Origin of the sequence: Echinimonas agarilytica, assembly GCF_023703465.1 — a bacterium.
Taxonomy (GTDB): Bacteria; Pseudomonadota; Gammaproteobacteria; order Enterobacterales; family Neiellaceae; genus Echinimonas; species Echinimonas agarilytica.
Map to the genome: position 1 here is coordinate 940214 of NZ_JAMQGP010000001.1, position 14997 is coordinate 955210.

At 46.3% G+C, this 14997-nt stretch carries 13 protein-coding genes; 11 read left to right on the forward strand and 2 right to left on the reverse strand.

Going from position 1 to position 14997, the window contains the following annotated elements; all coding sequences use genetic code 11:
* Positions 1-14: 14 nt before the first annotated feature.
* A complete protein-coding gene (gene acpS / locus NAF29_RS03940) occupies positions 15-398 on the forward strand; it encodes a holo-ACP synthase (RefSeq protein ID WP_251260177.1) in 384 nt (127 codons plus the stop codon).
* On the opposite strand, the gene barA is transcribed toward acpS, so the two are convergent.
* Complete coding sequence (gene barA / locus NAF29_RS03945) at positions 365-3133, reverse strand: two-component sensor histidine kinase BarA (protein ID WP_251260178.1); 2769 nt, start codon at positions 3131-3133, stop codon at positions 365-367. The genes acpS and barA overlap by 34 nt on opposite strands.
* Before the next feature lie 90 nt (positions 3134-3223).
* On the opposite strand from barA, the gene rlmD reads away from it, so the two are divergent.
* The 3 genes from rlmD to mazG are packed head-to-tail and all read left to right on the forward strand — an operon-like array spanning position 3224 to position 7553.
* Entirely contained in the window at positions 3224-4522 is a 1299-nt protein-coding gene (rlmD, locus tag NAF29_RS03950; protein ID WP_251260179.1) for a 23S rRNA (uracil(1939)-C(5))-methyltransferase RlmD, read from the forward strand.
* A gap of 22 nt (positions 4523-4544) precedes the next feature.
* Entirely contained in the window at positions 4545-6743 is a 2199-nt protein-coding gene (gene relA / locus NAF29_RS03955; RefSeq protein WP_251260180.1) for a GTP diphosphokinase, read from the forward strand.
* Between the two features lie 9 nt (positions 6744-6752).
* A complete protein-coding gene (mazG, locus tag NAF29_RS03960) occupies positions 6753-7553 on the forward strand; it encodes a nucleoside triphosphate pyrophosphohydrolase (protein WP_251260181.1) in 801 nt (266 codons plus the stop codon).
* Here the strand turns inward: mazG and NAF29_RS18375 are convergent.
* Positions 7550-8167 carry a flagellin gene (locus NAF29_RS18375; RefSeq protein WP_349665552.1) on the reverse strand — a complete coding sequence of 206 codons (618 nt, stop codon included), beginning with the start codon at positions 8165-8167 and terminating at the stop codon, positions 7550-7552. The two genes, mazG and NAF29_RS18375, sit on opposite strands and share 4 nt — an antisense overlap.
* Before the next feature lie 440 nt (positions 8168-8607).
* Between NAF29_RS18375 and pyrG the strand changes: the two genes are divergently transcribed.
* The 7 genes from pyrG to surE all read left to right on the forward strand — a co-directional run bounded on the left by pyrG (position 8608) and on the right by surE (position 14996).
* Positions 8608-10257, forward strand: a complete 1650-nt coding sequence (pyrG, locus tag NAF29_RS03970) for a CTP synthase (protein WP_251260182.1) — start codon at positions 8608-8610, stop codon at positions 10255-10257.
* 70 nt (positions 10258-10327) lie between these two features.
* The gene (gene eno / locus NAF29_RS03975) at positions 10328-11629 is read left to right on the forward strand and encodes a phosphopyruvate hydratase (protein ID WP_251260183.1); all 1302 of its coding nucleotides are present in this window, start codon (positions 10328-10330) and stop codon (positions 11627-11629) included.
* 115 nt (positions 11630-11744) lie between these two features.
* Positions 11745-12044: a cell division protein FtsB gene (gene ftsB, locus NAF29_RS03980; protein WP_251260184.1), complete on the forward strand. Its 300-nt coding sequence runs from the start codon at positions 11745-11747 to the stop codon at positions 12042-12044.
* Positions 12031-12747 (forward strand): 2-C-methyl-D-erythritol 4-phosphate cytidylyltransferase, encoded by a 717-nt coding sequence (gene ispD, locus NAF29_RS03985; RefSeq protein WP_251260185.1) that lies wholly within the window; start codon positions 12031-12033, stop codon positions 12745-12747. Before ftsB ends, ispD begins: the two co-directional genes overlap by 14 nt.
* A complete protein-coding gene (ispF, locus tag NAF29_RS03990; protein ID WP_251260186.1) occupies positions 12744-13217 on the forward strand; it encodes a 2-C-methyl-D-erythritol 2,4-cyclodiphosphate synthase in 474 nt (157 codons plus the stop codon). The genes ispD and ispF overlap by 4 nt, the downstream gene beginning before the upstream one ends.
* Positions 13214-14251 (forward strand): tRNA pseudouridine(13) synthase TruD, encoded by a 1038-nt coding sequence (gene truD, locus NAF29_RS03995; protein ID WP_251260187.1) that lies wholly within the window; start codon positions 13214-13216, stop codon positions 14249-14251. The genes ispF and truD overlap by 4 nt, the downstream gene beginning before the upstream one ends.
* Positions 14235-14996: a 5'/3'-nucleotidase SurE gene (gene surE, locus NAF29_RS04000; protein ID WP_251260188.1), complete on the forward strand. Its 762-nt coding sequence runs from the start codon at positions 14235-14237 to the stop codon at positions 14994-14996. The genes truD and surE overlap by 17 nt, the downstream gene beginning before the upstream one ends.
* The last annotated feature ends 1 nt before the right edge of the window (position 14997 follow it).

Here is a 14997-nt window from a genome sequence, read left to right on the forward strand (position 1 = left end):
TAGGAGCGCGACGGTTGGCTATTATTGGTTTAGGGAATGATCTGGTTGAAATTTCACGTATCGAAGCGGTGGTGACTGGCAATCACTGCAAGCGCTTCGTAAAGCGAGTGTTAACCGATTCTGAACAAGAAATATTTAACCAGCATTCAAACCCCGAACGCTTTCTTGCTAAACGATGGGCGGCTAAAGAAGCTGCTGCTAAAGCATTGGGCACAGGCGTTGCTGGAGGGGTTAGCTTCCAGGATTTCAATGTTCACAACAAAGATTCCGGTCAACCTGTCCTCACCTTATCTGGAATTGCTAAGCAGCTCGCAGATAAAGCCGGAGTTAGGCATTGCTGGTTAAGCTTATCTGACGAAAAAGATCATGCACTCGCCACGGTTGTTTTAGAATCTTGAAGCCCGTTTGGCGGGTTGGAGATCAGTTGCTCAAGCAAATCATCCAACTCAAAATATTCAGGTTCAGCTTCACTTACAGCACTGCTGTTTTTCAATTCTGTTTCGAGCTGCTCTGCGGCTTGCTTAAGGCGCGGCACCCCTGCATAGCAACACGCTCCGTGCAGACGATGTACTTGAGCTTTTAATTCATCTAGATTTTTAGTGAGCCATGCCTGATTAATAGCGCGTTGGGAGTCGGGTAACGAGGCAATTAGCAGCGACAACATTTCTTTGGCAAGCTCAGTGCGCCCGCCAGCTTGAATCAACGCTTGAGGCCAATCTACAAGCGGATGATTGATAAATGTTAAGGCATCAGCTGATTGGTTTTGTGCTTGATGCCAGTGGTTTAGAATGTTGTCGAGCAGTGATTCTTCGATGGGCTTGGTGAGGTAATCATCCATACCGCTAGAAAGCAACGACGCCTTTTCTTCGGGCAATGCGTGTGCAGTCACAGCCACAACAGGAGTGGAGCGGTTAAACGTGTCTTGTCGGATGCGCTGTGTCGCGGTCACACCATCCGTGTTGGGCATTTGAATATCCATGAATATGATATCAAAGCTTTCTTTTTGGGCCATCAATACGGCCTGATCACCACTGGTGGCCATGGCCACTTGACTCACTTTTTCTTTGAGCAGAGTCACAATGAGTTTTAAGTTGGCCGGATTATCATCCACCGCCAGCACTTTCATTGGTTTTCTCACCGATGCAATCGTGTTTTCTAAGACGGCAACATCATGCATCGCAGTTGTTTGCGAAAATGTATGCTTCAATGCTGCAATGAGGCGCGGGCTCACCACTGGTTTGAGTAAATAATTGACATGCATATCTCGGTAATGGGTTAAATTTTCGAGATTATGGTTGCCTGAATAAGCCGTCATAAGAATGGCTCGACGAGTGATTTGCGATAAACGATTGAGTTCATGTTCGAGCTGCTGTTGATCGAAGTGGTCAATCGACATCAACACGTAGTCATATTGAATACTTTTAGAAACCAGTGACAGCCACTGATCGCTGCTGCGACATGGTGTCACGTTCATCAACCAGTCATGCAACGGCTTTTCAATACTTTCAATAGCTCGCGCTTGAGGTTCAAACAACAACACAGACTTACCAATCATTTCTTCTGGGTGGCGGTTGTCAGTTAGTGCAATTGGGCTGATTCGAGTTGTAAAGGTACACCAGAAATAGGAGCCTTTGCCCACGGCGCTTTCTAAGCCAATGTCTCCCCCCATTTCTTGCAATAGGCGCTTGGTAATGACAAGGCCTAACCCAGTGCCGCCAAAGCGACGTGAGATACTCGCGTCGGCTTGTGCAAAGGCTTGGAATAGCGCTTGTTGTTGCTCTTCAGAAATACCCACACCGGTATCTCTCACGCCGATTTTTATGGAAGATTGATCGCCATGAATTTGTTCAAGTTGAACCTCTATTTCAATAGAGCCGGCGTTAGTAAATTTAATCGCATTACCCACCAGGTTGGTCATGACCTGCTTAATCCGCAAGGAATCTCCCAGTAAATCATCGGGAACTTCATTTTCAATGACTACCGCCAAATCGAGCGATTTTTGATAGGCCGCGGGTGCGAGCATTTGCATTGTTTCGTCAATGGCATCACGCAGAATAAACGGCACTTGTTCTAGCGTCAGTTTGCCAGCTTCGAGTTTGGACAAATCGAGGATGTCATTGATGATACCCAGTAGGTTTTGTGCAGATGTTTCAATGGTCAACACTTGATCGCGTTGCGGCCCGCCAAGTTGAGTTTTTAACAGTTGCCGCGAAAAGCCTAAAACGCCGTTTAGCGGTGTTCTTAGTTCATGGCTCATATTGGCCAAAAATTCTGTTTTCACACGAGCGGCTTCTTGCGCGCGACGCTTGGCAAGATCCAATTCAACGTTTTGAATCTCGATTTGTTCAAGTGTTTCTCGTAAATCTCCAGTGGCTTGTTCAATATTGTGCTGTAACTCAGATTGCGACTCGGTGAGCGATACCGCCATGGCATTAATACCATTTTTCAGGTCTTCTAATTCGCCAATGTGATTTCCTGCTAAGCGGGTTTCTAATTTTCCTTTTCTAATTTTATCGATGACCTGAACCATATCTACGATGGGCTGAGTCACCTTGCCAACCAAGCGCATGGTAAACAGAACACAAATTGCAGTGCCTGCAAGAATAATTAAAAAGGTGTAAAACGCGGTGCGGTGTTGTTCAAGTAAAGCGCTGCTGCGGTCTAGTTGAATCACAATATAACCCACAGGTTGCTGCTGTTTACCATTCCCTCGGGCAACGTCTGGTAGAATTGGCGCGCGTAAAACAATAAATCCGTCTATTTTGTTAACGGAAGTTTGTGTTGGGATTGTCGAGCCTTTGGTCAGGCGTAATGTGTCAAACTGGCGGTGAAAATTTGAGCCCACAAAAATATCGTGGTTGGCATCAAACACTGTAATTGAGCGTATTGCAGGCGAGTGCTTGCGATGCGTCACTCCAATCAGGCGCATGAGGTGTTCGCGGCTATCAGTGACTAAGCCATGCTCGGCGGCAATGGCCAAAGGCTCAATAAGGTTGATGCCTTGGTCGATGATTTGATCATCTATTTGTTGAAAGCGCGATACAGTAAAATAGCTTCCGAGCAATAACCCAACCAATATCGTTGGCGTTAAGGTCAGCAATATCATCCAGGTTCGCAGACCGTACTTTGTCATGGTGGCGTAATGTGGGACAATTTTATGAATAACGTCTTATCATGACACAGCAAACGGCATTTGCCCAATTGCTAACCAACGAGAATCTAGATGGCTCAGTTTTTTAAACCCGCAGAACGCAAAAAAGCGCCACAAAAACAATTTAATCTCGCCCTTCATGACCTCGATCTAAAAGGCCAAGGAGTAGGGCGCTGGCAGCAACGAATGGTGTTTGTGGCAGGGGGATTGCCCGGAGATACCGTGCGAGTCACGGCCGACATTCCGGCAAAGGGGCCAATTCATGCGGCGCTACAAGAAGTGTTAACACCCAGTGATGAGCGCGACACACCTTTGTGTAGCCACTATCAGGTGTGTGGAGGTTGCCAATTACAGCACCTCAAAGCCCAGCGTCAAATAGAGTATAAACAAATTGCATTAGAGCGCTTGCTAAAGAAACGCCAGATTAATGTTAGTCAGTGGGCTGCTCCAGTATTGTCTGAGCAACAGATTGCTTATCGAACCAAAGCAAGGCTTGCCGTGGATTGTCGCAAGCAAGTCAAGCTAGGATTTAGAAATGCAGAGAACAACCGAATTTTAAATATTTCTGAATGCATTGTACTTGCGCCTGAATTACAAGCTCTCATTGCTCCCATTAAATCGTTACTGGGCAGCTTAAATGAAGCAGCTAAAGTGGGGCATGTTGATGTGCAACTGAGTCAGGGAAACGTTGGCATATGGCTGCACCGAACGACTCCTTGGAGCAAAGCCGACAAGAAAACATTGGATGCGTGGCTTGAAGCACACCAAGTAACATGGCTCGCGGAAGAAACATCATTGAGTTATCCACTCAACGAATTTGGCCTGACTCTCAATTATCTTAAAAATGACTTTGTGCAAAGTAATTTAGCCGTGAACGCGAAGATGGTTCAGCAAGCGATTGAGTGGCTTGAACTCACCGGTGAAGAACATGTCTTGGATCTGTTTTGCGGAATTGGTAACTTTAGTTTGCCGCTTGCTCAACATAGCCGGACTGTGATCGGAGTTGAGGGAGTAACCGACATGGTTTGTCGAGCCATAGAAAATGCAGAAATGAATGGCGTTGAAAACGTAAAATTTGCGCAAGCCGACTTATCAAAGCCTTTGAATCAGCAAGCGTGGTGGCGACCGGTGGATGTGATTTTGATGGACCCTGCCCGCGCAGGAGCCGAACAGGTCGTGACGCAATTACCTAAAACTAAAGCAAATAAAGTGCTTTATGTGAGCTGTAATCCAGCTACTTTGGTTCGAGATGCCGCGATTCTGATGTCGCATGGATATGAGGCCGTGAAGGCCGGTGTCTTGGATATGTTTCCACAAACGCATCATCTCGAATCAATGATATTGTTTAGCAAAGTGACCTCAAAAAAGTAATCACTGTTAAGGAAAGTCCAGCATGGTGTCAGTACGGAAGGCGCATCAAACAGCAGAATTCTCCGTAGCCGAATGGCTCGCGGGCGTTCCCCTGCCGAATGAACGTCAACAGCTTAAATTTGCCGAAACCTACCATTTGCTCGTCAAGATAGTCGAACAATCGGGTCATGATGGAGGCCAAGAATTGCTTCGTCAGGGGCGAGAAATGGTTGAAATTCTGCTGACCCTTCATATGGATCTCGACACATTACTGGCCGCGATGATCGAGCCCTTAGTGCACGGGGGCTTAATTGATGAAGATGTGCTTCATGGCAATTTTGGTGCTGACATTTGTTCGCTGATCGAAAACATTGAAAAAATGGATGCGATTAGCACGCTACATAGCCAAAGTATGGACGCTTCCGCTGCTCAAGTGGATAACCTTCGCCGCATGTTACTGGCTATGGCCGAAGATGTGCGTGCAGTGGTGATTAAGCTTGCATCGCAAGTGTGCTATTTACGATCGGTCAAGAATTCAGATGAAGACACGCGAGTAATGGTGGCTCGTCAAACCACTAATATTTATGCACCGCTGGCAAACCGTTTAGGTATTGGTCAGCTGAAGTGGGAGCTTGAAGATTACGCCTTTCGCTACCTGCATCCGAACACTTACAAGCAAATCGCTAGCCAATTGAATGAAAAGCGGCTCGACCGCGAGCGCTACATCACCGAATTTGTGTCTTCACTGCAAACAGCACTAGAACGTCAAGGTATTGAAGGCGAGGTACAAGGGCGGCCTAAACACATCTATAGCATCTGGAAAAAGATGCAAAACAAAAAACTGTCGTTTGAGCAGCTTTTTGATGTACGCGCAGTCAGAGTGTTGGTGGACAAGCTTCAAGATTGTTACGGCGCTTTAGGCGTAGTGCACACGAGCTGGCAGCATATTCATCGAGAGTTTGACGATTATGTCGCTACCCCAAAACCCAACGGCTATCGCTCAATTCATACCGTTGTGGTTGGCCCTGAAGGTAAAACAGTTGAAATTCAAATTCGAACGCACCAAATGCACGAGGATTCCGAGCTGGGTGTCGCCGCGCATTGGAAATACAAAGAAGGCGAATCTTCTGGGCGCAGTGGTTTTGAAGATAAAATTGCATGGCTCCGCAAGATTTTAGCGTGGCAAGAAGACGTTGCCGAGAGTGGAAACTTGGTGGACGATCTTAGAAGCCAAGTATTTGAAGATCGCGTGTATGTATTTACACCCAACGGCGATGTTGTCGATTTACCACAAGGCTCAACACCATTGGATTTTGCATACTATGTGCATAGCCAAGTTGGTAACACCTGCATCGGAGCTAAGGTTGGAGGGCGAATCGTACCTTTCACTTATCACCTTCAAACGGGCGATAGAGTCGAGATCTTAACCGCTAAGAACGGCAAACCGAGCCGTGACTGGCTCAACCCCAATATGGGATATGTCAATTCATCTAGAGCGCGTGCAAAAGTACAACATTGGTTTAAGTTGCAAGACCGAGATCAGAATTTGGCCGCAGGTAAAGAGCTGTTAGAAACTGAACTTAACAAGGTCAATATCGACTTATCGCATCTGGATAAGGCTCTCAAACGTTTCAACCTGAATAAAATCGAAGAGCTTCAAGTTGCCGTTGGGGCAGGTGATATTCGCATTAATCAAGTGCTGAACTACCTTCAAAGTTTATTGCACAAACCCACCGATGAAGAATTAACTGAGCGGCTGCTAAAGCGTCAAGTTGCGCCCAATAAGAAGCCAAACAAAGACGCAGTGTTGGTCGATGGTGTTGGAAACTTGATGACCAATATTGCTCGTTGCTGCCAACCAGTACCTGGCGATAGCATTGTCGGTTATATCACCCAAGGGCGCGGAATTTCGATTCACCGAGACGATTGCGACCAATTTCAAGACTTACTTGAGGCGCACCCAGAACGCCAGATCGAAGTTCGCTGGGGTGAAAACTATTCCGGTGGCTATTCCATTACACTGCGTGTTGTTGCTGCGGATCGCAGTGGGCTGCTGCGCGATATCACTACATTATTAGCAAATGAGAAAATTAATGTGATGGAAGTGAAGAGCCGTTCCAACACCACCGACCAAACAGCTGTCATTGATATGGACGTGGAGATTTACAATATCGATATCTTGTCACGCATGTTGTCGCGTATTGGTCAATTGGATGGCATCATCGAAGCGCGTCGTTTGTAAGGAATGCAGATGTCAGAAGTGAACAAATTGAATGAGCTGTTAGATATTATGGCTCGATTACGAGACCCGAATACAGGGTGCCCTTGGGATATAAAGCAGAATTTTGCCACCATTGCGCCATACACCATTGAAGAAGCCTATGAAGTGGCTGATGCCATTGAGCGCAATGATCTGGATGAACTCAAACTTGAACTTGGTGATTTGCTGTTGCAAGTGGTTTTCCATGCTCAAATGGCGCAAGAGCAGGGCTTGTTTAATTTTGATGATGTGGTGGAAGGGATTAACCAAAAAATGGTTCGCCGTCATCCCCATGTATTTGGCGAAAAAAGCTTTGACAACGAAGCTCAAGTAAATGCGAATTGGGAAGCGCAAAAGCAGCAAGAACGAGAAGCCAAGGGAGATCCGCAGAACTCCATCTTAGACGCTGTAACGGTCGGCTTACCCGCATTGACTCGCGCGCTAAAGTTGCAAAAGAAAGCGGCAAAGACAGGTTTTGATTGGCCCAGTGTAGAACCCATTCTGGATAAAATCAGAGAGGAACTTGCTGAGGTTGAAGATGAATTGGTGCAAGCGACTATTGATCCAAACCGAGTTGAAGCTGAAATTGGTGATCTGCTGTTTTCAGTGGTGAACCTCGCTCGTCATCAAAAGGTCGATCCAGAACAAGCATTGCGCACAAGTAATCAGTCTTTTTACAAACGCTTTAGCTATATTGAGCAACAGCTAAAACGTAAAGGCATGACTCTCAATAATGCTAGTCTGGAACAGATGGACGCGCTGTGGGATGAAGCTAAAATTGCTCTGCGCTAAATAAACTGGTTGACGACACGGCCTTTGCGCTCGTCCTCATCTTTTTGCAGTTCTATCAAGGTTTCGCGTTGTGTTCTAATCTGCGCTAGCTCAGTTGTACTTTGCGCAAAATCAGTATCTTCAATGCGGCTTCGGGCGGCACTGCTGTTTTCTATTTGAATCTGATAAGTGTTAATTTGCGACGACAAACCGTTGCTCTCAGCTCCGAACTGGGAAATTGCCGAGCCTAGATGTTGTGCTGCACTTTCTATTGCTTTTAAGTTATCAGCAGGGGCCGCCGATACATTTAACGTTGGCAATAAAGTATCGGTACCTAGCACTTGCTGCGCGGTTTGATTGACCGAATCGACGATTGAATCCAATTCAGATTGCAACGTGGAACTGTCGTATAGCGGGTTGGTGCTTTGTACGACGAGTTCTTGGGCGCGTAACACATCAGAGGTTGCACCTTCTAAATAGACTTCGCTCGTGTTTTTGAGATTGATTTGGTCACTGGCACCTTGGCTTCTAAAATCGGCTTCGCTGATGCTCTGCGATAGACGGTTCGCAATCAGTAACCCCGCAGCATCATCTGCAGCAGAATTGATTTTTTGCCTGAACGTTGCTGTTCTAATTTATCTTCTTCAGATTTTTGCAGCTGATTCAAAATAACGGACTGATTAATTGACGTGAGCGTGAGATCTCCTGCTAATCATTGACTATATTTTAATCATTCAAGTAGGTCTCTGGGAAGCAGGTAAACACGCTGCTTGCAGTGAATGTAAGTAGTTACTTTTTATTAACGCCAATTTTAACAATGCCCACTATAAGTATAGAAACATGACGGAGTTCAAATTAATGTACTTTTATTGCGGTGAGTCAAATAGTTGTAACGCTAGCCCAGCTAAGATTCGTGCATTGAAAATTGGTTGTTTTATGACTTGACGTGCAAGATGTCTGACGGGTGAAATGTGATCTGAGTTTGTCTATATCAGGTAGCGCTGGTATAATGCCGCCCCGTCTTTTCGTGATCTTTGATCATACTTATAACTCCTAATTTTGTTCCAGGTTCAGCATGACGACTCGGTATATTTTTGTTACTGGTGGGGTGGTTTCATCCTTAGGTAAAGGCATTGCGGCAGCATCGATTGGCGCAGTTTTAGAGGCCAGAGGCCTCGACGTGACGATCATGAAACTGGATCCGTACATTAACGTCGATCCAGGCACCATGAGCCCTACTCAGCATGGTGAAGTATTTGTGACCGAAGATGGCGCAGAGACTGACCTTGATTTAGGCCATTACGAGCGATTTATTCGCACCAAAACTTCAAAGCGCAATAACTTTACGACAGGCCGTGTTTATGCCGATGTGTTACGTAAAGAACGTCGCGGCGATTACTTGGGGGCTACGATTCAAGTTATCCCTCATATCACTAACGCCATCAAAGAACGTGTGATTGCTGGTGGTGAAGGCCATGATGTTGCGATTGTTGAAGTGGGCGGGACAGTTGGTGACATTGAGTCATTGCCGTTCCTCGAAGCAATTCGCCAGCTCGGTGTAGAACTGGGTCGCGAACGCGCCATGTTCATGCATTTAACCTTGGTGCCATACTTGGCCGCCGCAGGTGAGGTCAAGACCAAGCCAACTCAGCACTCGGTGAAAGAGCTGCGTTCTATTGGTATTCAGCCTGATATTCTGGTGTGTCGCTCTGATCGCGTCATTCCTGCCAATGAGCGTCGCAAAATTGCACTCTTTACTAATGTTGAAGAGCGCGCAGTTGTCTCATTGAAAGATTTGGACAGCATTTACAAGATCCCAAGCTTGTTAAAATCACAAGGCTTGGATGAATTGATTTGTCGTCGCTTCTTAATCGAAGTACCCGAAGCCGATTTGTGCGAATGGGAACAGGTCATTTTTGAAGAAGCCAACCCAGTGGGTGAAATCACCATTGGTATGGTAGGCAAATACATTACATTGCCAGATGCATATAAGTCGGTAAACGAAGCGTTAAAGCACGGTGGATTGAAAAATCGTTTGAGCGTCACCATCAAGTATATTGATTCGCAAGATGTTGAAAGCAAAGGCGCAGAAGTGCTCGACAATATCGACGCGATTCTTGTACCGGGCGGTTTCGGCGAACGTGGTGTTGAAGGTAAAATTCAAGCCGCCAAGTTTGCCCGTGAGAATGGCATTCCATACCTTGGTATTTGTTTAGGTATGCAAGTGGCGCTCATTGAATATGCCCGTAATGTAGCTGGCCTAGAAGGTGCGCATTCAAGCGAGTTCGAACCCAGTAGTCCAGCACCTGTTGTGGGCTTGATTACTGAATGGCTCGACGCTGACGGTAATGTAGAACAACGCGCCAACGATGCCGATTTAGGTGGAACAATGCGTTTAGGTGGCCAGCTTTGCCATCTAGAAGCTGGCTCAAAAGCCGCAGAAATTTATGGTGGCCCAACGGTAAGTGAACGGCATCGCCACCGTTATGAAGTGAATAACAACTTTGTACCTCAACTGAAAGAGTCCGGGTTAGTGTTTTCGGGGTTGAGCGAAGATAAAAAGTTAGTAGAGATAATTGAAATACCTGAGCATCCTTGGTTTGTTGCGTGTCAGTTCCACCCGGAATTCACCTCAACGCCTCGCGATGGACATCCACTTTTTAGTGGTTTTGTTAAAGCGGCTGGTGAGTATCAAAAACGCCAACTAAACTCTCAGGACGCCTGATTTTCGAACCGCAGTGGACGCTGCGGTTCTTAACATTCAAGTTCATAAAATATTGTCATGAGGAAATACCATGTCTGACATCGTAAAAATCATTGGTCGTGAAATTATCGACTCTCGCGGAAACCCAACAGTAGAAGCTGAAGTACATTTGGCAGATGGCTCTATCGGTATGGCAGCAGCGCCATCTGGAGCATCAACTGGTTCGCGCGAAGCGTTGGAATTACGTGATGGTGATAAAGCTCGTTTCTTGGGCAAAGGTGTTCTTAAAGCAGTGGAAGCTGTAAATGGCCCAATCGCGGGCGCTTTGGTAGGTAAAGATGCTAAAGACCAAGCCGCTGTTGACCAAGTTATGCTTGATCTTGATGGTACAGAAAATAAATCTAAATTTGGCGCAAACGCGATTCTAGCTGTTTCTTTGGCGAATGCTAAAGCTGCTGCAGCATCAAAAGGCATGCCTTTATACGAGCACATTGCTGAGTTGAACGGTACAGCGGGTCAATTCTCTATGCCTCTTCCAATGATGAACATCATCAATGGTGGTGAGCATGCAGATAACAACGTTGATATCCAAGAATTTATGATTCAGCCAGTAGGCGCTTCTACTTTGAAAGAAGGTTTGCGTATCGGCGCTGAAGTATTCCACAACCTTGCCAAAGTATTAAAAGCAAAAGGCTTGAGCACTGCAGTTGGTGACGAAGGTGGCTTCGCCCCTAACCTAGAGTCTAACGCTGCTGCACTTGCTGCGATTAAAGAAGCGGTTGAAGCAGCAGGTTACGTATTAGGTAAAGACGTAACGCTCGCGATGGATTGTGCTGCATCTGAGTTCTATGACAAAGAAGCAGGCAACTACAATATGAAAGGCGAAGGTAAAATCTTCACTTCAGAAGAGTTTAACCACTACCTTGCTGACTTAGCGAACCAATTCCCAATCGTTTCTATTGAAGACGGTCTAGACGAATCTGACTGGGATGGCTTCAAGCACCAAACAGAATTGTTGGGCGATAAGCTTCAACTTGTCGGTGATGACTTGTTCGTAACGAACACTAAAATCCTTCAAGAAGGTATCGACAAAGGTGTGGCTAACTCTATCTTGATCAAATTCAACCAAATCGGTTCTTTGACTGAGACACTTGCTGCAATCAAAATGGCGAAAGACGCTGGCTACACGGCTGTCATCTCTCATCGTTCAGGTGAAACTGAAGATGCAACTATTGCTGACTTGGCAGTAGGTACAGCAGCTGGCCAAATCAAAACAGGTTCTATGAGCCGTTCTGATCGTGTTGCTAAGTACAACCAATTAATCCGTATCGAAGAAGCTTTAGGTTCTAAAGCACCTTTCAACGGTTTGAAAGAAGTAAAAGGCCAAGCGTAAGCTTCTCTTTTTAGTTCCATGAAAGCCGCCCGAGGAAACTCGGGCGGCTTTTTTTATTGGCACAATAGTCGATACACCGCATAATGACACACAGACTTTCTGACTGAATGTGACTATGCGTCTGGTAACTCCAATACTGCTAATCATTTTTTTGCTGCTCCAGCACCGATTATGGTTTGGTGACAATAGTGTCGCTGACTATGTCGAGTTGTCAGAATCTGTTGAATCTCAAAAACTCAGTAATGAAGTGTTGATGAAACAAAACGAATTACTGCTTCAAGAAATTAATGGTCTTAAATCAGGAACTGACGCGGTCGAAGAGAGAGCGCGAAATGAACTGGGTATGATCCAGCAAGGTGAGGTGTTTTACCGCCTGCGACAATCAACCGGAACCCCCAATAATGAAAGAGAATGAGCCAATTGTTGCAGTTGTTCCAGCTGCAGGTGTAGGGGCTCGTATGCAAGCTGACCGTCCGAAACAATATCTACAAATAGCGGGTAAAACAGTGCTTCAACATAGTGTTGAGCGTTTGTTGGAAAATGACCGAGTGCAAGCTGCTGTTGTTGCAGTGTCTGATGACGACCCATATTTTGATGATATTCAATGGCAATCCGATAAACCCGTTTATCGTGTGTCTGGCGGCTGTGAACGAGCGGATTCGGTATTGTCCGGCGCAACCTATGCGCTGACATTTTTAAATGCACATTGGGTACTTGTGCATGATGCTGCTCGCCCTTGCCTTCGTTCGGCCGATTTGAACTTGCTGATCGAAAAAATAGTGAACAACACCGCTCATGTTGGAGGCATATTGGCCGTTCCTGTTCGTGACACCATGAAGCGCACGACTGGTGAGCGCGTTGAGCATACTGTGGATCGGGAACAGCTTTGGCATGCTCAAACTCCTCAGTTATTCCCTGCGACTGCGCTCACTAAGGTGTTATCGGAAGGTCTCGCTGACGGAGCCATTATTACCGACGAAGCATCTGCATTTGAATGGGCAAATCAGTCGCATATTGTGGTTGAAGGACACGCAGACAATATTAAAATTACTCACCCAGAAGATTTAGTACTGGCCAAGTTTTATTTGGATCAGAAAACTCAACAGGAATTCATATGATTCGTATCGGTCATGGCTTTGATGTTCATAAATTTGGCGGCCAAGGTCCCATTATTATCGGTGGCACTGCCATTGAGTCCGAGGTGGGGCTCATAGCTCACTCTGATGGTGATGTGCTGATTCATGCCGTATGCGATGCAATACTCGGAGCAATGGCGTTGGGTGATATCGGCCGACACTTTCCCGATACGGATGATACTTTTAAAGGAGCCGACAGCCGCGAGTTGTTGCGCCATTGTTATGAATTGGCTGAGCAGCGCGGCTATGTTTTAGGGAATTTAGATGCCACGATTGTGGCTCAGGCTCCTAAGATGGCACCGCATATCGAAGCAATGCAAGCCTGTTTAGCTGATGATTTAAAAGCGGAATCGAATCAAATTAATGTCAAAGCCACCACCACCGAAAAACTCGGATACACCGGCCGAAAAGAAGGGATCGCAGCGCACGCTGTCGTAGTACTCCAACGATGATGAATCAGTTTTCTTACCGGTTTGGTCAGCCCGAACACACAGCACACATTCGTACTGAACCTGCAGACTTCAAAGTCCAAGAGATGATTCGTGTTCAGCCTGACGGCGAAGGCGAGCATGTTTGGATGAATATTCGCAAACAAGGCATGAACACCCAGTTCTTAGCTAAGCGTTTAGCGAAGTGGGCTGGAGTGCCAGAAAAACAAGTGAGTTATGCGGGCCTTAAAGACCGCCACGCGGTGACAGAACAATGGTTTTCTGTCCAAATGCCGGGTCGTGAAACACCCGATGTTGAGTTGTTAAATGACGAAGAGGTAATCGTGTTGTCAGCGCAGCGACACAGCCAAAAGCTGCGCTCAGCGGTGTTAGCTGCGAATCGATTTGAGCTTCGTCTTAGAAATGTTAGCGATGTCGCCTCGGTAGAACAGCGTTGGCATAGCATAGTGCAAGGCGTACCTAACTATTTCGGTGAGCAGCGCTTCGGGATTAATGGCGGAAATATTGCCAAAGCTGAACGGATGTTTGCCGGGCAGCGTGTCAAACGGCCGTTGCAAAGCATTTATATTTCTTCTGTTCGTTCACTTATGTTCAATGAGATAGTTAGCCGTCGCTTAGATCAAGGTATATTCGACCGTTTGATTCCAGGTGACATCATGATGTTATCAGGCTCGAATAGTACTTTTGAACAAAAGGGTGAGGATGATTTGGTCGATCGGCTGAATTCGGGCGACATTCAGCTTACTGCCCCGTTGTGGGGAGAAGGGCGAGACCCATTGGTTGCAGACTATGCAGAGCTTGTTGCTGAAGTGACTTCAAAACACCCTACCTTAATCGAAGGTTTAAAAAGCGTTCGAGCGCGTTTGGCCTTCCGACCCATACAATTGAAACCTGAGTCGTGCAGTATCAATGCCGAAGGCAACGATATTGTGGTGGGATTTGTCTTGCCATCAGGTAGCTTTGCCACCAGTATTTTACGCGAATTAGTTGATTATAAAGATATATCTGGAGAAGCATTACATGCACATTCTGATTAGTAACGACGATGGCGTGCATGCGGATGGCATTAAAGCGCTGCACGCTGCATTAAGTAAAATCGCGGCGGTGACGGTTGTTGCACCCGATAGAAATTGTAGCGGGGCATCGAACTCACTGACATTGGAGAACCCCTTAAGAATCCAAACAGTGGAGAATGGTTTTATATCAGTCAAAGGTACGCCAACCGATTGTGTTCATTTAGCCATTAATGAATTGCTTAACCCGTTGCCGGATCTCGTTGTCAGTGGTATTAACCATGGAGCTAATTTGGGGGATGATGTCATTTATTCTGGAACAGTAGCTGCGGCGACTGAAGGCCGATTTTTGGGGCTGCCAGCAATTGCCGTATCGCAGTATGGTCGCAATCCAAAGCACTTTGAAAGTGCGGCTCGCATTGCCGCAGATATTGTTGCGCGGTTAAAAGACGTGCCGCTCGACGCGGATCAAATTTTGAATGTGAATGTACCTGATTTACCTTACGAGGAACTCAAAGGCGTGAAAGTAACACGCTTGGGAAGTCGTCATAGGGCCGAGAAAATGCTACGAACTCAAGATCCTGCCGGGCGAGAAATTTTCTGGCTCGGTCCTGTTGGGGAAACGGCCGATGCCGGAGAGGGAACCGACTTCTACGCTGTTGCAGAAGGCTATGTGTCAATCTCTCCGATAAAGGTTGATTTAACCGCGCATCATCAGCTTGAGGGACTTGATCGTTGGGCACAAGGACTGTCGCTAATACATGAATGAA